Source organism: Rhizobium sp. BR 362 (assembly GCF_036528765.1).
Lineage (GTDB): Bacteria > Pseudomonadota > Alphaproteobacteria > Rhizobiales > Rhizobiaceae > Rhizobium.
This window is the reverse complement of record NZ_JARWGH010000008.1, coordinates 37,310-59,899: the sequence shown is the minus strand read 5'-3', so window position 1 is coordinate 59,899 and position 22,590 is coordinate 37,310. Positions and strand designations below refer to the sequence as shown.

Here is a 22,590-nt window from a genome sequence, read left to right as displayed (position 1 = left end):
ACGTCGTCATTGACTTAATCATCAGCAGGCACCGCATCAAGCGCAAGACGAGCCAATCAAGGGCCTTTCCGCCTCCGCCCCCCAATCAAACCGAATAATGGTGCGGGCTAACCAAAAGGGCGCCAATCGGCGCCCTTGCATGCTCCGAACATATTCCTCGAACTACTCGGACTTGTCATCCGGAGTCCACTTAAAGTGATCGCCTTCTGCCGCGATATAGCCCACGCCGGGGAACGGGAAGTGCGGCGCGAAAATCCTCTCGTGATCTTTGGCGAGCGCGGTCAGCGTTTTCACGCGATTCTGCTCGGCTTCCGGCTTGTCGCCGTCGAACGATAACGCCCAGTTCGGTTTGGCGAGCGAAATGATGGAGCTGTGAACGGTGTCGCCAATATCGAACAGCTTCTCCTTTCCGGATGTGATCTGGTAGCCGACATGGCCAGGGGTGTGCCCGCTCATGGCAACGGATGTGATACCGGGAAGAACCTGACCGCCAGGCTTGAACGTCTTAACATGGTCTTTGATGACCTTGACGACGTCGGCCAGCGTTTCATTTGCCTTGGCATAGGACCACTCCACCTCCGACATGCGAATCGTGGCATTTGGAAAGGCGAGCTTTCCGTTCGAAACCAGTCCGCCGACGTGATCGGGATGAGAATGGGTGATCAGGATTTCATCGACGGCATCCGCGCGATAGCCGGCTTTTGCCAGGCTGCCCTGAAGTGCGCCGCCGGCGCCGGTATCGATCAGGATGAGATGCGGGTCCGACTTCACCAATAGAGCGTCGACGCTAAGGGTCACCGTATCGGTCGGTGCCCCCGCCGCCTTCAGCAGATCCGCGACCTCGGTCGGGCTATGGTCAAGACCAAATATCTTGCCGTTATTCGGTTGGACAAACTGTGCGTCGTGCAGGGCGACAATGTCGAGCTTGCCTAATTTGAAGGCTTTCGCATCCGGCTGTTGGGGCGGCATCTGTGCGAAAGCAAGTCCTTGGTTCGCGACCACCAGAATAGCCGCCGCCAGCAACTTTGCTGAGATTTTGCGATCCGTCATACCAGTTCCTTCTTGAGCGAGAATGCCAGCCCATCCTACCCGAATCTTTGCGGTTCACCCATGTCAAAAATCGGTGTTCGGCAAGATTGGAAACCAGCCGATCTATGCGCCACCTCCGCCATGCGGCATCGCGCGGTCCGGACGTTCCCATTCGACATCCGCCTCCGATCCTCGCCACGTCATCCTCTTGGCGTAGAAGCGCTGGTCTTTTCATGCGGCATCGCCGCTCCAAATATCACTGATAGGTTGCTTGGATTGTCTTGGTCCGCGATCCGAGCCCGTGTCTTTGAGCAAGGAGACGCACCATGACCGCGCCGCATCCATCGAAAACCCGCGTGGGAAATCAGATCCTGCATCCGGAAACCCTGATGCTCAATTACGGCTACGATCCCGAACTCTCCGAGGGGGCCGTGAAGCCGCCTGTCTTCCTGACATCGACCTTCGTCTTCAAGTCCGCCGAGGATGGCCGCGACTTCTTCGATTACGTCTCCGGTCGGAAGGTGCCGCCGGAGGGAAGAGGCGCAGGTCTCGTCTATTCGCGCTTCAATCATCCTAACAGCGAGATCGTCGAGGATCGTCTCGCGGTTTATGAAGGCACGGAAAGTGGCGCCGTGTTCTCTTCCGGCATGTCGGCCATCGCCACCACCCTGCTGACATTCGTCCGCCCCGGTGACGCCATTCTCCACTCGCAGCCGCTCTATGGCGGCACGGAAACCTTGCTTGCAAAGACGTTCCTCAATCTCGGCGTCTCAGCGGCAGGATTTGCTGACGGTATCGACGAAGCGTCTGTCTGGGCCGTGGCGGAGGAAGCAATGGCCAAGGGACGCGTTTCCGTCATTCTCATCGAGACGCCCGCCAATCCTACCAACACTCTCGTCGACATTGCGATGATCAGACGCGTAGCGGATGCGATAGGGGAGAGGCAGAGGCACCGGCCGATCTTCGTGTGCGACAATACGCTTCTCGGCCCGGTCTTCCAGCGGCCGATCGAACATGGTGCGGACATCTCGCTTTACTCGCTGACGAAGTATGTCGGCGGCCATTCGGACCTCATCGCGGGCGCCGTGCTCGGCAAAAAGGCGATTGTTGCCCAAGTGAAGGCCCTTAGAGGCTCGATCGGCACCCAGCTCGATCCGCATTCATGCTGGATGCTGGGCCGGTCTTTGGAGACGCTGCAGATCCGCATGGAACGCGCAAACAGCAATGCAACGGCCGTGGCGGATTTCCTGCGCAACCATGCAAAGGTCGAGCAAATTCATTATTTGTCTTATGCCGATGCGAGCTCGGCCATAGGCCGCACCTTCGCAGCCCAATGCAGCGGCGCCGGCTCGACGTTCTCCTTCGATATCAAAAGAGGCCAACCTGCCTCGTTCAAGTTTCTGAACGCATTGCAAGTCTTCAAACTCGCCGTGAGCCTAGGCGGGACGGAATCGCTGGCCTCCCATCCTGCGACGATGACGCATTCGGGCGTGCCGGCCGAAGTGCGTCAGCGCATCGGAGTGCTGGAATCGACGATCCGTCTTTCGATCGGCATAGAGCATCCTGACGATCTCATCGCCGACCTCGGTCAGGCACTCGATGAAGCGTAATGCCGAGCTCCGGCGGGGATTTCAAAAGGATTGCAAATATATGCGCGCGGATCGGAAGCCTGACAAACGGGTCGAGAATCATGCCGCTGATTAGGGCAGTCCGGCGAACACCACTCTTTTCAGTGACTGGGCCGGTCGATTAACCGACCCAGTAAGCTGCCATTAATAGTAGCGCCAACCGCCGTGCCACCGCTCGCGATGCACCCAATAACGGCGGCCATCCCAGTAGCCGCGTCCATGATAGTAAACGCCGACCCTCGGACCTCCGGGCACGACAACAACCGTGCCGCCGGTGGCGACGTTCGGACGGCAATGGCCGTAGGGACCGCGGTGATATCCGGCGCCGCAGCCTTGAGCTGCGTTGGCTGTAGAAGCAATTGCGAGTAATGCCCCTACGGAAGTGAGGGCTATGATAAGCAGCTTTTTCATCATGTCTTCCTCTGATCTCATCCGAAACGCACCGTGCATCCGGAATACACACCGTAACGCTGAATCCGGCCATTTTGTCGTGCACGTCGAAATTTTTTTGGATGCCGCAGCGGGTGGTTTGCTGTTTGCCAAAAGCGGCGTGCTCTGCCGAAAAATTTCTTCCATTGGTGTCTCAGCCGCGCCGCGCCGCTTCGATCGCGGCGACGTCGATCTTCTTCATGGTCATCATCGCATCGAAAGCGCGCTTTGCCGGATCACCGCCCATGGCGAGCGCTTCCGTCAATACGCGCGGCGTGATCTGCCAGGAGACACCCCATTTGTCCTTGCACCAGCCACAGGCACTTTCGCGGCCGCCATTGCCGACAATGGCGTTCCAGTAGCGATCGGTTTCCTCCTGATCGTCCGTTGCGATCTGAAATGAGAAAGCCTCGTTGTGCGTGATCGCGGGACCACCGTTCAGACCGATACAAGCAATACCCGCAACCGTGAATTCGACAACCAGGACGTCCCCCTCTTTACCCTCAGGATAGTTTCCAGGCGCACGAATGATGGCACTGACTGCACTGTCGGGAAAAGTCTCGGCGTAGAAGCGGGCGGCAGCCTCCGCGTCTTTGTCGTACCACAGGCAGATCGTGTTCTTTGCCATTGCATGACTCCCTTCGCTCTTCGTTTTCCATTCCCTGCTGAAATATGAGGCAAACCGTCTTTCTCCAGCCCTGCGCGGCAAAATGATCGAGGTGCCCGGCATTTTCAAAGGTAGCGTCGGCTCGTCGATGATCCCGGCAAGGGCTAATTGATCTCATCAGGAATAAAGCCACCGGTCTGACGCTTCCACAGGCGGGCAAATAGCCCATCCTGTTCGACCAGTTCATCGGGCCTGCCTTCTTCTACAATGCTCCCCTTATCGAGCACGACGATCCGGTCCATCCTTGCAATGGTTGAAAGGCGGTGTGCGATGGCAATCACCGTCCTTCCCTTCATCACAAGGTCGAGCTTTTCCTGAATAGCGGCCTCGGATTCGCTATCGAGGGCAGAGGTCGCCTCGTCCAGCACCAGAATTGGCGCATTCTTCAACAGAACGCGCGCGATGGCGACACGCTGGCGCTGCCCGCCGGAAAGCTTGATGCCGCGGTCGCCGACAAAGGCGTCGTAGCCCTTGCGGCCCTCACTGTCCGCAAGATCGGCAATGAAGGCATCGGCACTTGCCATCGTCGCCACCTGTTCGATCTCGTCCTGCGTCGCCTCCGGCCGTCCGTAACGGATATTGTCGCCGACCGAACGATGCAGCAACGCTACGTCCTGCGCGATGACCCCGATATTGCGGCGAAGGCTCGCCTGCGTCACCCGCCGGATGTCCTGCCCGTCGATCAAGATCGCGCCGTCCCCTATCTCGTAGAAGCGCAGTAGTAGGCTGACCAGGGTCGTCTTGCCGGCTCCTGAAAGGCCGACCAGGCCAACCTTTTCGCCGGGCCAGACCGTCAGCGACAGCTCATTGATCACCTGCTTGCCGGACTTATAGGCGAAGCGCACGCCTTCGAAACGGATTTCTCCGCCGCTGACCTTCAGGTCGGCCGCGTCTGGTCGATCGATTATGGTGGGTGGCGTCGTCATTACCGGCATGGCGTCCTTGATGGTGCCTATCGCCTGGAAGATCTGCTGGCCCATCTGCAGAAAGGTAAAGGTGTGACCGGAGAAGCGGTTGAGAACATAAACGGCGGCAGTGAATTCGCCGATCGTGACGAAGCCATCAACGAGCCCGGTGAAGCCGATCGCCAAGATTGCCAGCCAGTGCATCATGTTGAGAACAACAACGATGACCTCCGAGGTGCGATAGATGCGCTGCTCACCTTGCTGCGCGTCGATGGCCTCGCCGATTATGCTGCGGATAGCGTCCGCCTCGCTGTCTTCGGCAGCAAATTGCTTGACCATCTGCATATTGGCGTAGACATCGGTGATGGCGCCGGAAACTAGGCTGCGGCGCTTGGCGGAGCGGCGTGAACCTCAGTGAAGACGGGCGCCATCCTAACGGCGAGCAGGACGTTAAGTGTGATCCAGACGATGGTCGGAAGGGCAAGCTGCCAGGAGAGCGCGCTTAGAAGGATGACGGAGCCGACCATCTGCATGATGAAGCGCGGGATGGACTGGAAGGCTGAAATGATCTGCTGCTGCACAGCCGACGCTACCTGCTGCAGGCGCGAGGCAACCTGGCCGGCATAGAGATCGTGGAAGAAGGCGAGATCCTGCCGCTCCACAGCCCTGTGGCCCTGCCATTGAATCGCGGCCGGCATGCCGATGCCAAGCGTATGCGAGTTCAGCGTATTGACGAGGAAAGAGCCAATTGGGATGCAGGGGAAAAGCATTAGGCCAAGGAAGATCAGCAGCATCCGGTCGTTGTGCAGGAAAGTGGCAGCACCCTGTTGCGTGACGCCGTCGACGATAACTGACAGGCCCCAGACCATCGTCAGACTCATGACCTCAATGGCCATGGTGCAGAGAACGAGCGTGATCAAGATGCCGCGAAACATCGCAATGAAGTGTAAGAGAACGGCGACTGGCCCCTTCGACGGCAAGGGCCGGTAGGGGATATCGAGGGGCCGGATCAGCTTCTCGAAGGGATGGTAGATCGCATCTGAAATCGACATGGGCCGCTCGGTCAAAAATCGGAAGGAGGGCGAGGGCAGTCAGCTACGCGGACCGCATAGGACCATCTTCCGGCTGCAATCTCAATTAGAAATTTTGATGGATGTAAGTAACGGGAGGTTTCCGGCCGCGCCCCGGAGATCGTCGCAACCGAAACCTTCGGAACACGTTGCGGCGCACGATTGGAACAAGATCCGCTTTTGACCATTTGATGTTCCATGAAAATCTATGCTGTGATCGCAATTCTCACGCTCATGCCCGCATTCGGCGGTGCAGCCGCGCAAGAGCTCGGTCCTGAGGCGATCAACACAGCGTCCCTTACAACTGTCGCACCGAAGCACACCGCCAAGGCTTCAAAAGAGCCGGATCCCGCGATCATCCGGCTTCAGGTGCTGCTCGACCGAGCTGGCTCGTCTCCCGGCGTGATCGATGGCTTTTATGGAGACAATGTCAGCCACGCCATAGCGGCATTCCAGGCGATGAACCACCTTCCTGTCGACGAAAAGCTCGACCCCGAAGTGATCGCGCGCCTCGAGACAGACGCACCGATCACCCAGAGCTACCTTATCACGCCAGAGGATGCCATCGGACTCGTCGACCACATTCCCGACGATTACGGTGAAAAAGCGAAGATGCCGAGCATGGGATATACCAGCGTGGCGGAGCGGCTGTCGGAACGGTTCCATATGGCTACTGGCCTGCTGAACAAGCTCAATCAGGGCTCGGACTTTGCTCCCGGCAAGACGGTTTTGGTCGTGGCGCCCGGTGCGCCGAAGGAGGGCCGTGCCAAGCGCATCGAGGTCAACAAGAAGACCAGCCAGGTCGTAGCCTATGATGAAAGCGGCGCGCTGCTCGCGGTCTATCCAGCGACGATCGGCAGCGAAGACAATCCCTCGCCTTCAGGGACCCACAAGGTGAAAGGCGTCGCAAGGATGCCGGTCTATCGCTACAATCCGAAGCTTAACTTCAAGCAGGGTAAGAATACGAAGATCCTGACCATACCGAAGGGGCCGAATGGGCCGGTCGGCAGCGTATGGATCGATCTGGACAAGCCCACCTACGGAATCCATGGAACGCCCGATCCGGAACTCATCGACAAGGGGCAGTCGCACGGGTGCGTGCGACTTACCAACTGGGACGCCGAGGAGCTGGCAGGCATGGTCAAGTTTGGTGTCGTCGTTCACTTCAACAATTGAAGTCAATTCCTATGCTCGTCGTGGCGCAATGCATGATGCGATCGTCAAGCGAGCTTGAACACGGCCGCCAGTTTTGAAACTCCGCGCAATTTGAAATCTCCCAATCGCTCGCATGCAAGGCCGCAGGCCGCCGCGAAGCTTTCGGAAAGCAGGAGATGTTCCTGCAGTTGGTCGCAGAGCTTTTCGAGCCTCGATGTCTCGTTGACCGCCGGGCCAATCACCGTGAAATCCAGTCGGCCGCGCGCGCCGATATTGCCGTAGAAAACTTCGCCGAGATGCAATACCACATCGATGTCGACCGGCGGACCGGACCGGCGGGCGCGGTCATCGTTCAGGGCTGCGTTTGCCGCAAGAATATGCCGGGCGGACGCGATGGCGTTCCGGCACGCCTCGTTGGGGCTTTCGATATCGGCGGGAAAGATTGCAAGAATGCTATCTCCCATGAACTTCAGTATCTCGCCATTGTGTTCCTCGACATTTTGCCCGACCAGTTCGAAGCGCTGGTTGAGAATGGCGACGATCTCGTCGCGCGAATGCCATTCCGTGAGGGCGGTGAAGTTGCTGAGGTCGGCCAACAGGATTGCCGCGTGAAGCGCGCCACCTGCTCCCCTTTGTGTTTCGCCGCCCAAGATATGCACGCTGGTTTTTGCTCCGGTATAGACTGCCAGCATGTCCGTCGCCGTCTTGGTCGCGGCCATGCGGTAACAGGTGAGCCCGAGGCTTGGCAGCAATGCCTTCAAGGTTTCAAGATGTGCATCGGAGAATCCGGTGGCACAATCGGTGGTCACCGAGAAGGCCATGCCGCGCAGGGCAACTTCTGTGGGAAAGGCGACAAGGTTGACGACATGGTCGGTCCCGCCTTTTCGCAGCAGCTCGGCCAGATCAGGATAGAGCTCGACACCTTCGCCACGCGAGATTTGCCACCTGCCGAAGAGCATGCCCGTCTCCAACAAATGAAAGATCGATGTGCGCGCGAAGCTCTCCTCGTTGGCGCTCCCATATTCGTCATTTTCGGTGACGGCCTCCGCGCCCCTCGTAAAGCTTGCCGAGACGCCACGGTAGACGGGATGGATCGAAGGCATTGCTATGCTCGCCTGCCATATCGGCAAGCCGTTTGCGATCAGCCGCCGGCACAGTGCGGCGACAAGCTGCCCGATATCGTTGCAGGCCATACCCTGCTGGATCAGCCAATCGACGTGGTCTTGAATGTTGAGCCTCATAAATTGACCTGCCCAGACACGGACCTGCGCCGGCCGAATAGACCGGCGCAGGTCCGATGCTTCGCCTTATGCCAATTTTTCTTTTGCCGTTTCTCTCGGTATCCGGAACCACGTCACGTAGAGAGCGGGCAGGAACAGCAGCGTCAGGACGGTACCGACCACAATGCCGCCCATCATGGCGTAGGCCATCGGTCCCCAGAACACCTCGCGGGAAATGGGGATCAAGGCGAGGGTGGCGGCTGCCGCCGTCAGCATGATCGGCCGCATGCGGTGTTCGGTCGCCTCGATCACGGCATGCCAGGCGCTGACCCCCGATCTTCTGAGATCCTCGATCTGTACGACGAGAATGACCGAGTTTCGGATCAGGATGCCGATCAGCGCCAGCACGCCCAATATCGCCACGAATCCGAGCGGCGCATTGCTCATCAGCAGGGCGGCAACGACGCCGATGAGAGCCGTGGGGGCGACCGCAAAGACAAGGAACAGCCGGCTGAAGCTCTGCAACTGGATCATGAGGATTGTCGCCATGACGAAAATCATCATGGGTGCGACAGCGGCGATCGGACCTTGAGCCTTGGCGCTTTCCTCGACCGCACCGCCGACGACGACCGAGTAGCCGACCGGCAGAGTCTTCCTGAATTGCTCGACCTTTGCGTCGAGTTGCTGGACGACGGTCGCGGGCTGGACGTCGCCGGTCACGCCTGCCTTGATCGTGATCGTCGGGGTGCGCGAGCGACGCCAGATGGTCGGCTGCTCCAGCTCGTAGCGGAAGGTCGCGACGGCCGACAGAGGAACCGCCTTCCCGTTCGCGGCCGGCAATTGCAGGTTCTGCAGCGTTTCGATGGAGCCGCGTTCCGACGTCTGGGCCCGTCCGATCACATCGATCAGATAGATGTCATCGCGGATTTTGGTGCTGCTCGATCCTTCGACGATGCCGTTGAGCGCGGTCGCGATGTCTTCGGACGAGACGCCGAGCTGGCGCGCCTTATCCTGCAAGACGTCGACCTTGATGACGCGGGCAGGCTCGTTCCAGTCGAAGTTGATGCCGTTGAGCAATGGGTTGGCACCCATGATGCCCGCGAAATCCTGCGCTATGCTGCGGACCTTTTGAACGTCCGGGCCGCTGATCCTGTATTGAACAGGCTTGCCGACCGGCGGACCGATATCGAGCAGCTTCACGAACGCATCCGTACCAGGGAAGGTTTTCTTGAGGTATTCCTGAAGCTCCGCCCGCACCTTGTCGCGCACATCCAGGCCCTTCGTCACGACGACCGTCTGGCCGAAGGTCACGTCTGGTGTCTGCACGTCGAAGGAAAGGATGAAGCGGGGCGCGCCCTGGCCAATATAACTGGACCAATGATCGATGCCCGGATTGTTTGCCAGCATTTCCCGTTCGAACTGGGCCATTTGCCGGTTCGTTTCGGTGATCGAGCTGTTGTGCGGCAGGTTCCAGTCGACGATCAATTCCGGGCGGTCCGAGGACGGGAAGAACTGCTGCTGCACATAGCCCATGCCGAAGATGGAAAACCCGAAGGCAAGAATGGTGAGAGCGATGGTTGCCCAGCGGAAGCGCATCGCAATACTGAGCGCTCCCGAAAACAGTGAGCCGAACCAGCCCTTTTTCTCGTGATGCTTCTTCATGGTTTTGGGCAGGATCGTCACCCCTAGCAGGGGGGTGAAGAGAACCGCGACAATCCAGGAGACGAGCAGCGATACGGCGATCACGACGAAAAGAGTGAAGGTGAACTCGCCGGCGGCACTGTCGTTGAGGCCGATCGGAATGAAGCCCGCGACGGTGACGAGCGTGCCGGTCAGCATGGGGAAGGCCGTCGAGGTATACACGTAGGTCGCCGCCTTGCGCAGGTCGTCGCCGACCTCCAGCCGTGCCACCATCATCTCGACGGCGATCATGGCGTCGTCGACCAACAGGCCGAGCGCGATGATCAGGGCGCCGAGCGAGATGCGCTGCAGCGAAATGCCCGAATAGCTCATCACCAGGAATGTAATGGCAAGAACGAGCGGAATGGAGATCGCAACGACAAGGCCCGCTCTCAGCCCGAGGCTGATGAAGCTGATCGCAAGCACGATGGCGATTGCTTCGAAAAGGGCGCGCGTAAAGCCGGAAACAGCCTCGTCGACCACGGCCGGCTGATCGGAAACCTGATGAACATCGACACCCACCGGCAAAACGCCGACGATCTCGTCGACCTTCTTATCCAAAGCCTTGCCGAACTCCAGCAGATTGGCGCCCTGTTTCATGCCGATCGCCACGCCGATGGCCGGCTGGCCGTTGAAGCGGAAAAGCGCCGATGGCGGATCGACATAGCCGCGCTTGATCGTCGCGACATCGGTCAATGGAAAGAAGCGGTCATTGACGCGAAGGTTGATTGCTCGCAGGCTGTCCTCCGAAGCGAACTGGCCACCGACGCGAAGCGCGATGCGCTCAGGCCCGGCTTCCACGAAGCCGGATTGCGTGACGGCGTTTTGTGCCTGCAGTGTCGAGATGATCGACTGGCGGTCGATGCCGAGCGCTGCGATCTTGCGGGTGGAGAATTCGAGATAGACCGCTTCGTTCTGCGCACCGATGATATCAACCTTGCCGACGTTCGGAACGGTGAGAATCCGGGCGCGCGCATCTTCTACGAGATCGCGAAGCTGCCTTTGCGAGAGGCCGTCGCTGGTGAAGGCGAAGATATTTCCATAGACGTCGCCGAAGCGGTCGTTGAAGAATGGGCCTACCACGCCCGACGGGAAATCGCCCTGTATGTCCGCGACCATGTTGCGGACGCGAACCCAGGTGCTTTCCACATTCTTGGCTTTTGTCGTCGGAAGCAAATTGACAAAAATGGTCGTCTGCCCGGCAACGGTTTGGCTGCGGGTATAGTCGAGGGACTCGAGTTCTTCGAGCTTCTTCTCGATACGGTCGGTCACCTGCTTGGTGACTTCCTCAGCGGAGGCACCCGGCCATTGCGCCTGGATGACCATGGTCTTGATGGTGAAGGACGGGTCTTCTTCGCGGCCGAGTCCCATATAGGAAAACACGCCGGCGAGAATGAAGACAATCATGAAATACCAGACCATCGAACGGTGTTCGAGCGCCCAGTCGGAGAGGTTGAAGGTCTTCAAAGTTGATTCTCCTGCGTGAGTTTGACCTTCTGGCCTTCGGTTAGGTGATGAACGCCGGCTATCGCAACGCGATCGCCGATCTTGAGGCCGCCGAGGATCCGCACCCGGTCCGGATCGCTAAAGGTGCTATCGAGGGTTACTGCCTCGCGAGATACCGTCGCTTTTTCAGGATCGATCACCCAGACACCCGGCTGGCCGTCTTTGTCGAGAATGGCGGTCGATGGGAGGGAAATGGTCGGCGCGCTGTCGACGACCGCGCTTGCCGTGATGATCGAGCCCAGGCGGAATGCATCCGGTGGATTGGTCAGCGTTATCTTGGTGCGTCTCGTCCGCGTGGTCGCCTCGGCTTCGGGCGCAATTTCGCGCACGATGCCCGTAACCCTTATGGTCGGATCAAGCTGTAGAGCGATCTCGAACGGTGAACCCGGCTTCAGGCCGTCGAGGCTTGCTTCCGGGATGTCGATGACCGCTTCGCGCACGTCCGGACGCGCAACGGTCAGGACAGTTTGCCCAGCCGAAACGACCTGTCCGATCTCCGCTGATGTCGCGGTCACCACGCCATCGAACTCCGCTTCCAACTGAGCATAGCCAAGCTGTTCTTCCGCTTTCGCCAGATTGGCTTGCGCCTTGGCGACGGAAGCGGCGGCTGACTTTTTTGCCTGCTCGGCGCTTTCGAGAGCGGCTTCGCTGCCCGATCGGGATTCGGCAAGGGCGCGCTGGCGGTCTTCCGATGTCGAAGCATTGGTCAATTGCGCCTGGCTGTTTGAAAGGTCGGCGCGGGCGCTGCGGACGGCAAGCTCGAGTGAAAGGGGATCGATCGCGGCGACCACCTGTCCCTTTGTGACGAGATCGCCGACATTGACCTCACGCGCGACGATCCGGCCGAGCACGCGAAAGCCCAGTTCCGTTTCGATCCTGGGTTCGATCGTGCCAGGCAGTTTCAGGCTGATGACAGGCTCTGGTTTGATGAGGGTGGATAGGACCGGCCGAACTTTCTGTTCGGTCTCCGCGGGCTTCGCGTCGCAGGAAGTCAGCATGGATGTTACCAGCAGCAGCGATGCTGCAATCAAGACGTTTTTCATTTCGCAGCCTCTTGGGAAAAGTCGACGTGCTGGCCCGGGCGCAGGAATTTGCCGCCTTCGGCAACCACGATTTCATGGGGCTTGAGCCCGGCTCTGACCGCGAACTGTCCCGTGTCATATTCTGCGACTTGCACTTTTCGTAAGGAGACCTCGCTTGTCGCGGGGTCGACCACCCAGACTGCCGGCTGGCCGCCCGCCGATGTCATGGCGCCCCATGGAAGGACGATTGCTTCTGCCGACGGCATGCTGAAGGTTCCGGTCACAGCCGCCCCGAGCGGCATGCCGGCGCCATTTTCCAGCCCGACCTTGACCCTTATCGTGCCGGTGGCGGCATCGATCGTCGGCGATATCTCACGCACCGTTGCCGACACCCGCTTGGTGGCATTGGAAATCAGAGCGACCTCGACCTGCCTGTCGGGCTGCTCCTTGAGAAACAGGGACTCGAAGACATTGAAGACGGCATCGCGCGGACCATCGTGGGCGAGCGTGAAGACGGACTGCGCCGCCTGCGCCACCTGGCCGACCTCGGCATTGCGTTCCGTGATGATCCCGTCCGCATCGGCGCGAAGTTCGGTGTAGGAAAGCGCGTCCTTCGCCGTTTCAAGCTGAGCCTTGGCTGCCTCCTCGGTCCCCTGGGCGGTCAGCAGCGTCTCCCGGGCGGCATCGTAGGCGGCGCGGGTGGTGACCTGATTTTTGAAGAGGCTTTCCTGGCGTGCGTCCGCTAGCTGTGCTTGCGTCAACTGTGCTTCGGCCGCCTGCAGGCTTGCCGTTGCCACATCCACATCCGCCTGCTGTTCCTGCGGATCTATCTTGGCCAGCAGGTCGCCGGCTTTAACCTTTGCTCCAACATCGACATTTCGCTCGATGATCCGTCCGCTGACGCGGAACGAAAGCTCCGATTCGATCCGCGCCTTCACTTCGCCGCTGACGGTCGTCTTTGCCGTGGGTCTGCTGAGCGCCGTCTCTACGGTTCTGACGCTCTGCGGCACCTGCGTGACCTGCTTTTCGTTCTGATCGCATGAAGCGAGCGCGAGCGTCAGCGCCAACCCCATGATCATTGCCCATTTACCCATTTCATCCCCTCGATCGCGGATTTCATGTTCGTGGGCTGTCAAATATTATTGACTGACTGATTAGTCAATGAAATAGTTGATGACAGTGAAAGTGATTATGTCGAAGTATCCCGCGCCAGGGAGGGCGTAACATGTCAGCAGGAAAACAGGCGGGTTTGCGGGCGCAGCGGAAAGCACAACGGCCCCAGGAAATCCTCGAGGCGGCCTTCGAGGAATTCGTCGAGCGCGGCTATGTGGCGACACGCGTCGAGGACATCGCCAGCCGCGTTGGTGTCACGAAGGGGACGATCTATTTCTATTTCGAAACGAAGGAGCGGCTGTTTGAGGAGATGATCCGCCATCTCTCCGTTTCGTTCGCCGATGTCAGCGCCTATGCAAAGACATTGAGCGGACCTTATACGGAGAGGATCAAGGCCTTCCTTCGCATGTCCTATGATCGCCTAGTATTGGACCGGAAGACGAGGGAGCTCCTACGCTTCGTGATTGCCGAGGGCTCCCGGTTTCCTCAGGTCGTGGATCGCCATCACGACGAATTCGTCGTCCCGCTCATGGACGCGGCGCAAAAGCTTTTTGAAGAGGGCGTCGCTGCCGGCGAACTGCGAGCTGCGCCAGCGATCAAGATTCCGGATACGGTGATAGGGTCGGCCGTGATGTTATGCATATCGCAGATGATCTTCGCGGATCGCAAACCGCAGGACGTCGACGCATTTTTCGAAGCGCATGTGGATATCATTCTCCACGGATTGATCGCTAAGGACTGAGTTGGCGGAGCTGCAAGAGGAGGTTGGCGCACTTAGCTAACGATCTCGCGCGATATCGCCGATGTCAGGATGCTGGAGTGGGCCGCGCGCCTCTTCAGTCACGATCTGAATAGAGTCCTCCTCGTGCCGTTTCAGAACCTAAGCGTCCCTTTCCATCGCGTGCTCGCAGCAGGCGCTGTCCTCAGATGGGAGCATTCTCCTTAAGGCGAACCGATATAGTTCCGATGGCTTGCCGATCCTAGCCAAATTGCCGCGTCGGAGGCGGATTGAAATATATCGTATTACGACATATTTTAAGGGTCGGAGGATAGCGTAATGACCGAAACGACCACAAAATTGAATGAGGATCTGGAACTGTTTGCCAAGCGCCTTTCCCGTGGGCGCAAACTGAGGCACTCACTACAACATTCGCCAACGGCCGACGAGCTTGCTCACCTCAAGCAGGCGCTGGACCTGCGGCTCCAATCAGGTTCCATGGACTTGAAGCTTTTGGCTTTGGAATGGCGATATGATGTGGCGCTTCTGCTCGACCATTTGCGCCACTGGATGTATGAAGTTGACCGCAATTTCAGTCATTGAGGGTGAGAGGCTGGCTTTTTGTGGCCACGTGTTATCGGCCGTCCCTTAAGCTTCGATTGCCGGCTATAGCGTGCGGGTTCGCCCGAATGACCGCAGCAGCAGATTGATTGAGACTGCGACCTTGTCGATGTCGCGGATGTCCTGCGAATATTGACCGGTGTAGAGCTTCACGATCATTTTGTCGCGATCAGATTTGCTGAGATCGAAATGCAGGTGAAGATAATAGGCTTGTCTGTCGCCGCCACGGGCTATGCTTCTTCGCCGTTGGGTGACCTGTTTGAGTTCTGCTTTGAACGGTGCAAAGCCATCAAGCTTCAGCGCAACTAGGCTGGACTGAAAACGCGCTTCGGTGGGCACTGCGACCACTGCCTTGTCCAGCGCCAAACTAACGACCTGGCCAGGGATATCGTCCACCTTGGCGGTCTCATCAAGTTTGAACGCATCAAACAACCGTCGGGGTTTTTCAAAGCAGATCAGAGACGCTATACCCAAAACGATGACATTGATGCCGGCCCACAAGGCAGCGATTGGCGAAAACTGGCCTTGAACATGGGTTGTCTCCGGTACGATATTGATCAATAGGCCGATGACGGTGATCGCGATTAGGCTTGAGATCCAGGTAAAAGTATATTTGTCGAACTGGTTCGCCTCGTTGCCGCTGCCCTTCGGCGTCACCCTGAACGATTTGCCGAACGGCCGAATAAGGCTGGACACAACGGTCGGCAGCATTCGGAACGTCGTAAATGTACCGACTGCGCTTGAAATTATCGGCAGGTAACGTGTCGGCGTTATCCAGAGCATGAGAAGGAAATAGGCCGTCAGCAGCGGCAGTTGATAGGAGACGTAATCGGAAATGTTGGTGAAATAAAGCGGCAGCAGCCCGAACCACAGATAGACGATCGGGACGATCAATATCATGAAACGGACCAGATATTGCACCAGCCACGATGCCGGCAGGAACATGATGCGTTGAAACAGCGACAATCCCGGACCGCGCAGCGGGCCGTTGTGCAGAAACAACGTCTGAATACCGCCCTGACACCACCGCTCGCGCTGCACGAAATAGCCGGTGAGATTCTCGGCAGCCAATCCCATCGATAAGCGCTCGTTTAAATAGCGCGTCTTGTAGCCCATGTTGAGCATGGACAGCGTTGTCAGCAAATCCTCCGTGATGGATTCCGTTGGAAAGCCGCCAATAGCGTCGACAGCCTTGCGGCGGGCGATCGAGCACGAGCCGCAACAAAAACTGACGTCCCACACGTCTCTGCTGGGAGCGATCTCGTCAAAAAACAAGCGCTGCTCATCCGGCCAGATTTTCTCCAGACCGAGGTTCGACTGGACCGGATCGGCATTGAAAAAATGTTGCGGCGTCTGGACGATGCCAATGCTTTCATCGGAAAAGAACGGCAGCGTCCGGCGCAAAAAATGTCGATAGGGCACGAAATCGGCGTCGAAGACGGCGATGAAGTCGCCCGAACTGACCTTCAGCCCATTGTTCATGTTGCCGGCTTTGGCGTGCGCATTATCGCCGCGTGTGACGTGAATTGCGTTCTTTTCCTCGCAGAAACCCTTGAGCCAATCGCGGCGCTTGTCGTCGAGGACATATACCTTCAGCTTGTCGGCAGGGTAATCGAGCGACAACGCTCCGACGATGGTTCTTTCAAGCACGTCGAGCGGCTCGTTGTAGGTGGGAATGAAGATATCGACCGTCGGCAGTTCTTGCTCGTCGCGTGCAAAGAAGGTGCGCGCCAGCTTGTCCGCCTCGGCGCTTCGATCGACGTAGCGGCTCATCAGGACAAGGAAAAGCACGACCTCCGTAAAGGCCAACATCTCGACGATGAAGACAAACCATACCCAATAAAAATTGACGCCGTCATAGGGGTAGGGAAGAACGGTTTCGGTCAGCCGCCAGAGCATATAGCGTAATGCGATCGCTCCGACGAAGGCGCAGGTAATTGCCCGCGTCCAGGTATGGTGACGCGACCAATTGAACGGCCCCAACAGAAAAAAGGCTAAAACGACAAAGGTCGGCGCCAGCGCTAGAAGATACTGAACCACAGGCTTTTAACCCAATTCGACAAGCCAATACGGTGTTTGGGAAATCGTACCTGGACCGTTCGACCGACCTGGCAAAAATTCGCAAAATCGTCGTTCATGAAGGATGGCTCCAGGCGCACCCGAATGCGGGCATTGCGCTGGGACGAAGCCGGTAGACTGGCCGCAAAGGAGTCGCTTTCGACCGCCGCTGAACTGCCTTTTACGGACGCTACCGTGCCATTGAAGACGTCGCTGCGCCCGAACAGCCGCACCTGCGCAGAAAGCCCAGGATAAATCTCGTCATAGTCGACCTCGGGAACAAGAATATCGACGAACATCTCTCGGCAATCTAGGAGACGCATTAACTCGCTGTTGAGGACGACATTGGAGCCGTTGACGACGCTCCTGCTCCAAACCACACCATCGAATGGCGCTACCGCGGTTGCGGATTCAAGGCTGCTGACGCGGCCACGTTCTTCGTTCAATTGCTTGTCGACCTCGGCAGCTCGCGTCTCATTTTCCGCTATGCGTGAGTTCAAGTCACCGATCCGGACGATAACCTCGTCCTGGCGTTGTCGCGAATAAGGCACGTCATTCTGCCCGTCGCCGAACACGAAAATACCCTGGCGAAGCGCATTGAGCCTCTGTTCCAATTGATCGACAGTCAAATTGCTGATTTCGACTTCGCCGCCCGTCGCGGCTCCTGCGGCGCGCGCAGCGTCGACCATCCTCTGCGTGAGAATACCTTTCGACTCCAGATCCATCCGGCGGCTGAGGTCGACCTGGGCGGCAAGATCCTGAGCTTGGGAGACCTGCACTTTCTTTCTCAGGATCTCCACCTCGCGTTCAAGATTGGAAATCGTGGCTTCCTTGAAAATATCCAATCGTTTGGATAGCTGCTCGCGAAGTGCGGTAAGCGCGTCCCGCTCGGTCTTCAGGGCCACTACGCGGTCGCGCGCCGTGTTGCGATCCGCTTCGAGCGAAGCAAGGATTGCACGATTGACCCGGGGGTTGCTGATTTCTGCGACCGCTTGGCCCTCTTTGACAGGCGTGCCTACCTTGGCGGGCTCTCCTGAAATCATGCCGTCAATGGGCGAATTGACAATGGCGAAGCGGGCGTTGACTGTACCGTCTCGGCTCGTGAAGCCGGTGATTGCCGGTAACGAGACGACGACAGCGATCGCCAGCAGCACGAGGCCGATAACAATTCGTGTAATGCGATGATTCAAAATCATGTCGCTAGACGAAAAACCCGCGTTGAAAGCCCGCGCGCCGCCGAATGGCAGCCGTGATAGATACAACTAAGTCTTGCGTAATTTAGCGTAATGAAAATTAGCTAGCAAGTGTGGGTCGCGAAATATGGATAACGGAAAAAGCGAGGGCGCGGCACGGAATTAGCTGGACGTTAACGCGCGGTTTTCCGGAAAAGAATATGGTCTGCGAGAGAGCCGTACTGGTGACAGGTCACCGGTCCAAGAATGAAGGTTTATGTCGGCAGGCTCTCATCGGGCAAGCAGCGACCGCTGTTGCGGTGAAGACCATTTGCCCGATAAAAATGCTCTTTCGCGTCAAGTGACGAGCATCCCGCGGAAGACATGCGTTCTGCGCCTTAGAACTCCTCCCAGGAGGTCGCGGCATTTGCCGCGGCCGCCCGCCCTCCAAAAGCGCCTGCCAGCTTCGCCGACAGTCTGCGTGCTGGCGATTCCACCGGCCTGTGCTGCTGATGTGCTTCTGCGACAGGGGCTACGGCCGGTTGATTGGCTGCGCCGATGCGGAAGCGGCCTAGAAGATTGAAGAGAGCTTCGGCTTCATTCGCAAGGCTATGGCTGGCGGCGTTGGATTCCACGACCATGGACGTATTTTGTTGCGTGCCCTGGTCTATGGCGTTGACCGCCTGGTTGATTTCCTTAAGGCCGGTTGCCTGTTCGCGCGAGGCATCGACGATCGCCGCTACGTTGACATTTATGGCCTCCACTTCCCGGCCGATCTGATCGAGCGCCTGGCCGGTTTCCCCGACGAGGGCCACGCCATTCTTCACCTGCTCGCCGGAGGTGTTGATCAACGTCTTGATTTCCTTGGCGGCGCCTGCCGAGCGTTGCGCAAGCTCACGAACTTCCTGGGCGACGACGGCAAAACCCTTGCCAGCTTCTCCGGCGCGCGCGGCTTCGACGCCGGCATTCAGCGCCAGAAGGTTGGTCTGGAAGGCGATGTCGTCGATGACACCGATGATGTTTGAAATCTCGTTCGAAGATGCCTCGATCTCGCCCATCGCGGTGATCGCTCGGCGAACGATATCACCTGATTTCTCGGCATTTTCGCGAGCCGTTACGACCAGCCGGCCGGCCTCGTCGGCACGACGGCTGGAATCCGTGACGGTGGTGGTGATCTGTTCGAGCGCTGCGGCGGTCTCCTCGACCGAAGCGGCTTGCTGCTCCGTCCGTTTGGATAGGTCGTCGGTTGCCGACCTGACCCGATTGGAATCGGTCGCAATCGCCTGCGCATTCTGGCCGACCTTGCGCAAGGCATCCTCAAGCTGTTCTACCGCAGCGTTGAAATCTCGCCGTACGACGTCGAGGGGCGGCGCGAAGGCAACATCTATCCGATGTGTGAGATTACCGCTGGCGAGCTGGCCAAGGCCGCCGGCGAGTGCATCGACCGCGACCTTGATATCTGCCGCCTCCCGGGCTCGGACTTGCTCCTGCTGCGCGCGTTGCTGTTCAGAAAGCGTGCGATTGGTTTGCGCTTCCGTCTCAAGCCGCTGGTGCTCCTGAGCCTTGGCCTTGAACACGGCAACTGACTTCGCCATCGCGCCGATTTCATCGGAGCGTTCGGAATGCGGCACCTCCTTGGTGTAGTCGCCACCGGCAAGCACACCCATGTAGGCCCTCATGCTTTCCAGGGGCACGATCGCTCGCCGCCGCAACAGGAGCGTTCCGCCAATCAGCAATAGGATGGACCCGCCTGCAGCGGAGAGCGAGAATATCGTCCAGCGGTCAATCTCTTCGCGCGCGCCCGATTCCTGACCCGAGAGAAAATCGTTCGAGCTGGTCACCAGTTCCTCGACGGCGTCCTGATGCAAGTGGAACGTGCCTTTGAGATGAACGAGCAGCTCCTTGACCTTTGCGGTGTCCTTTGCCGCCAGGGCGGGCAGAACCTCGCCGTTCATTTCCTGCCAGAAGACATCAGATTTGGTCAGCACGGCATCGGCCAGTTGATCCTTCAAGCTCTGAGGCAGGCTGGAGGTTTTCCAGTAGGCGCGGCGCTCGTTGTAATCGCGCTGGAGTTTGGCGATTTTGGCCGCATTCGCGTCGGCGAGGTCCGGAAAATCACTCGCTTCCAAAGCCAGCATATAGGATTCGACCACGAAAAGTGGCGGCGGCAGGATATCGGCAACGAGATCCTTTCCGTTGACGACCTGCTCATAGATCGGCCCATTCACTTTGAGGCGGTTCAAGGCGATTTGCTGCAGCCCTACCGAGCCGGCAAGCCCTATGGTCATCACGACACCGAAAGCAATAAGGCTCTTTGCAATACTGATGTTCATAACAGTTGCCCTAATAAAAATGAAATTTCAACTAGAGCTATTTGCTTAAATTGTATTTAATAATGAATTAAATTTTCAGGAATATTCGTAAAGTGGATATATTTAGCGTCTTTTGCTGTGATTTCGATGAGGCTTGAGCTATGGGGCGGCTGGCGTCGAGGGCCTGTGCCAGTTCCGCTTGTGTCTCAAGCTCGTTTCTGCCGCGTCGGGGTCTGGTTCAGGTCGGCGGCGGCCTGCTTCAAGCAGGCGAGGTAACGTTCGCGGTTGGCAAGGCCATCGTCACGCGGCGTTACGAGGCAGAGCGTGCCGGCTACATGACCTTCATCGTCGCGTACCGGCACGGCAAAACAGTGTGTGAAGCTGTCGACGATGCTGTTGAAGGTGAAGAAACCTTCGCGCTCAGCCTGACGCACCTCGGCGATGAAGGTTTGCGGCTCTAGCCATTCGCCGCTTGGCAGGCGGAAATCCTCCGGCGGGATGAAGTTCAGTATCTCCTGATCCGACAGATGCGCGACGAGCAGGCGGCCAGACGCCGTCCACGGGATCGGAACCGATTGGCCGATATCGGTTGAGATGCGGAATGGCCGAGCGCCTTCCCGCATGCGAACGACCGTATATTTGTTTCCATCCAACATGCAGAACTGCGCGGTTTCCCGCGTCTCGTCGGCGAGCCGCTCCAGCGTCGCCTCGCATTCGCGGGTGAAATCGAAATGGTTCTCATAGGCCGCGCCTAGGAAATAGAGCTTGCGGCCGAGATAGACACGTCCCTCGCCACCCGTAAATTCCAGAATACCGTTGCGCAGCAGCAGGTTGACCAGCTCGTAAACCGATGAGCGCGGCGCGCCGATCTGCGCGGCAATTTCATTCGGCTTCAGGGCCTGCCGCTTGTGGCGCAGGAAATCAAGGATCTCGAAGGCGCGGTCGAGCCCTCGGGCGCGCTTGCCGGCTGCTTCGTCCTGAACTGCATCCATCATCGTCAATTCCTGTTTCTAGCCGGCCAAGCTTTTCAGGCCGTCTGCTGCCTGTGTCAATTGATCCCGCCGCTCCCCGCGAACGAAATTTTCGTAGCCCTCTTGCGAGGCAAAAAAATCGGCATAAGATCGCCGTGTCCAGTATAAAGGTCATATGTACAATATATTGGACATCGACAAATGGCAAGCCGCAAACGCTGCCGCACACAAAAGGGGAACGACATGAAGAATTTTGAGAACTGCACCTCAGCCTCGCTACGCAACCGCCTTCTCGCGGGCGCTGCCGCCGCTGCGGTCCTCCTTGCCTTTTCCGCCGGCACCGCCTCGGCGGCAGCCAATTGTATCAAGGGTGATCGCAAGGCGCCCTACACGATTGGCTGGGCGAACATCTATTCCGTCCCGACCTGGATGAAGCAGACGGAGGGCACGATTACCGATGAAGTGGCCGCCCTCAAGAAAGACGGCTTGGTCAAGGATCTGAAAATCACCGATGCGCAGGGCAATGCCCAGACGCAGATCCAGCAGATCCAATCGATGATCGATGCGAATCTCGATGCGATCATCGTCGAAGCCGGTTCGTCCACGGCGCTTGACCGCGTCATCTCGGACGCCTGCTCGAAGGGCATTGCCGTCGTCAATTTCGACAGCCTCGTGGACACCAATAATCTGACGGCGAAGATCAACACGGATTCCAGCGAGTGGGGCGCGAGGGCTGCGCAGTGGATGGTCGATCAACTTCACGGCAAGGGGAAGATCATCATCATGAACGGTCCTGCCGGCGTTTCCGTCAGCGATGACCGCCGCAAGGGAGCGCAGCCGGTGCTTGATGCGAACAAGGGCATCCAAGTCATCACGGAAACCAATACCGAATATAACGTCGCGCCGGCTCAAGAAGCCATGACAAGCCTGCTGTTCGCCAATCCGGAAATCGATGGCGTTCTGTCGCTCGGCGGCGCATTGTCGGCCGGCTCCGTTCTTGCCTTCGAGCGCCAGGGCCGCGAACAGGTGCCGACCACCGGCGAAAACGCCCGGCAGTTCCTGGAACTCTGGAAAGAGAAGGGCCTGAAAGGCTGGGCAACCATGCAGCCGAATTGGCTCGGCGCACTCTCCGTCTATGCGGCCGTGCAGGCACTGCAGGGCAAGAATGTTCCGGCCTTCGTCAAGGTGCCGCTGCCGGTCATCGACGACAGCTCGATCGGCGGCTATCTCGCAAGGGCCGACAAGTTCCCGGCGGATGGATATATTTACTCGGACTATGACAAGGCGCTCTTCGACAAGCTGCTTGCCCAGTAA

The 22,590-nt window shown here is 58.3% G+C and carries 16 protein-coding genes and 1 pseudogene; 5 read left to right on the top strand and 12 right to left on the bottom strand.

Annotated features, from left to right (window positions below):
• Positions 1-162 precede the first annotated feature (162 nt).
• Positions 163-1,050 (bottom strand): MBL fold metallo-hydrolase, encoded by an 888-nt coding sequence (locus tag QDY28_RS14015; protein WP_331382293.1) that lies wholly within the window; start codon positions 1,048-1,050, stop codon positions 163-165.
• A 305-nt stretch (positions 1,051-1,355) separates the two neighbouring features.
• On the opposite strand from QDY28_RS14015, the gene QDY28_RS14010 reads away from it, so the two are divergent.
• Positions 1,356-2,639, top strand: coding sequence for a cystathionine gamma-synthase family protein (locus tag QDY28_RS14010; RefSeq protein WP_331382292.1), 1,284 nt, complete (start codon positions 1,356-1,358; stop codon positions 2,637-2,639).
• 162 nt (positions 2,640-2,801) lie between these two features.
• Here the strand turns inward: QDY28_RS14010 and QDY28_RS14005 are convergent, their stop codons facing one another.
• From QDY28_RS14005 to QDY28_RS13995, 3 genes and pseudogenes are all read right to left on the bottom strand, one after another.
• A complete protein-coding gene (locus tag QDY28_RS14005; RefSeq protein WP_331382291.1) occupies positions 2,802-3,068 on the bottom strand; it encodes a GCG_CRPN prefix-to-repeats domain-containing protein in 267 nt (88 codons plus the stop codon).
• Between the two features lie 172 nt (positions 3,069-3,240).
• On the bottom strand, positions 3,241-3,714 hold the full coding sequence (locus tag QDY28_RS14000) for a VOC family protein (RefSeq protein WP_331382290.1): 474 nt from the start codon (positions 3,712-3,714) through the stop codon (positions 3,241-3,243).
• Positions 3,715-3,857: 143 nt separating this feature from the next.
• Positions 3,858-5,710: pseudogene (locus QDY28_RS13995) on the bottom strand (ABC transporter ATP-binding protein).
• Between the two features lie 216 nt (positions 5,711-5,926).
• On the opposite strand from QDY28_RS13995, the gene QDY28_RS13990 reads away from it, so the two are divergent.
• A complete protein-coding gene (locus tag QDY28_RS13990) occupies positions 5,927-6,904 on the top strand; it encodes a L,D-transpeptidase family protein (protein WP_331382289.1) in 978 nt (325 codons plus the stop codon).
• Between the two features lie 44 nt (positions 6,905-6,948).
• Here QDY28_RS13990 and QDY28_RS13985 read toward each other — a convergent pair whose 3' ends face one another.
• From QDY28_RS13985 to QDY28_RS13970, 4 genes are all read right to left on the bottom strand, one after another.
• Complete coding sequence (locus QDY28_RS13985) at positions 6,949-8,124, bottom strand: adenylate/guanylate cyclase domain-containing protein (RefSeq protein ID WP_331382288.1); 1,176 nt, start codon at positions 8,122-8,124, stop codon at positions 6,949-6,951.
• Between the two features lie 66 nt (positions 8,125-8,190).
• On the bottom strand, positions 8,191-11,250 hold the full coding sequence (locus tag QDY28_RS13980; RefSeq protein WP_331382287.1) for an efflux RND transporter permease subunit: 3,060 nt from the start codon (positions 11,248-11,250) through the stop codon (positions 8,191-8,193).
• A complete protein-coding gene (locus QDY28_RS13975) occupies positions 11,247-12,332 on the bottom strand; it encodes an efflux RND transporter periplasmic adaptor subunit (protein WP_331382286.1) in 1,086 nt (361 codons plus the stop codon). Before QDY28_RS13975 ends, QDY28_RS13980 begins: the two co-directional genes overlap by 4 nt.
• Positions 12,329-13,405, bottom strand: a complete 1,077-nt coding sequence (locus tag QDY28_RS13970) for an efflux RND transporter periplasmic adaptor subunit (RefSeq protein WP_331382285.1) — start codon at positions 13,403-13,405, stop codon at positions 12,329-12,331. The genes QDY28_RS13975 and QDY28_RS13970 overlap by 4 nt, the downstream gene beginning before the upstream one ends.
• A gap of 131 nt (positions 13,406-13,536) precedes the next feature.
• Between QDY28_RS13970 and QDY28_RS13965 the strand changes: the two genes are divergently transcribed.
• Both QDY28_RS13965 and QDY28_RS13960 read left to right on the top strand, forming a co-directional pair.
• A complete protein-coding gene (locus QDY28_RS13965; protein ID WP_331382284.1) occupies positions 13,537-14,166 on the top strand; it encodes a TetR/AcrR family transcriptional regulator in 630 nt (209 codons plus the stop codon).
• Positions 14,167-14,481: 315 nt separating this feature from the next.
• Positions 14,482-14,745 carry a hypothetical protein gene (locus QDY28_RS13960; RefSeq protein ID WP_331382283.1) on the top strand — a complete coding sequence of 88 codons (264 nt, stop codon included), beginning with the start codon at positions 14,482-14,484 and terminating at the stop codon, positions 14,743-14,745.
• A gap of 63 nt (positions 14,746-14,808) precedes the next feature.
• Here the strand turns inward: QDY28_RS13960 and QDY28_RS13955 are convergent, their stop codons facing one another.
• From QDY28_RS13955 to QDY28_RS13940, 4 genes are all read right to left on the bottom strand, one after another.
• The gene (locus QDY28_RS13955; RefSeq protein ID WP_331382282.1) at positions 14,809-16,803 is read right to left on the bottom strand and encodes a glycosyltransferase; all 1,995 of its coding nucleotides are present in this window, start codon (positions 16,801-16,803) and stop codon (positions 14,809-14,811) included.
• Entirely contained in the window at positions 16,785-18,017 is a 1,233-nt protein-coding gene (locus QDY28_RS13950) for an HlyD family secretion protein (protein ID WP_331382281.1), read from the bottom strand. The genes QDY28_RS13955 and QDY28_RS13950 overlap by 19 nt, the downstream gene beginning before the upstream one ends.
• A 374-nt stretch (positions 18,018-18,391) precedes the next feature.
• Positions 18,392-20,326 (bottom strand): methyl-accepting chemotaxis protein, encoded by a 1,935-nt coding sequence (locus tag QDY28_RS13945; protein WP_331382280.1) that lies wholly within the window; start codon positions 20,324-20,326, stop codon positions 18,392-18,394.
• Between the two features lie 185 nt (positions 20,327-20,511).
• Entirely contained in the window at positions 20,512-21,297 is a 786-nt protein-coding gene (locus QDY28_RS13940) for an IclR family transcriptional regulator (RefSeq protein ID WP_331382387.1), read from the bottom strand.
• A gap of 222 nt (positions 21,298-21,519) precedes the next feature.
• Between QDY28_RS13940 and QDY28_RS13935 the strand changes: the two genes are divergently transcribed.
• Positions 21,520-22,590: an ABC transporter substrate-binding protein gene (locus QDY28_RS13935; RefSeq protein WP_331382279.1), complete on the top strand. Its 1,071-nt coding sequence runs from the start codon at positions 21,520-21,522 to the stop codon at positions 22,588-22,590.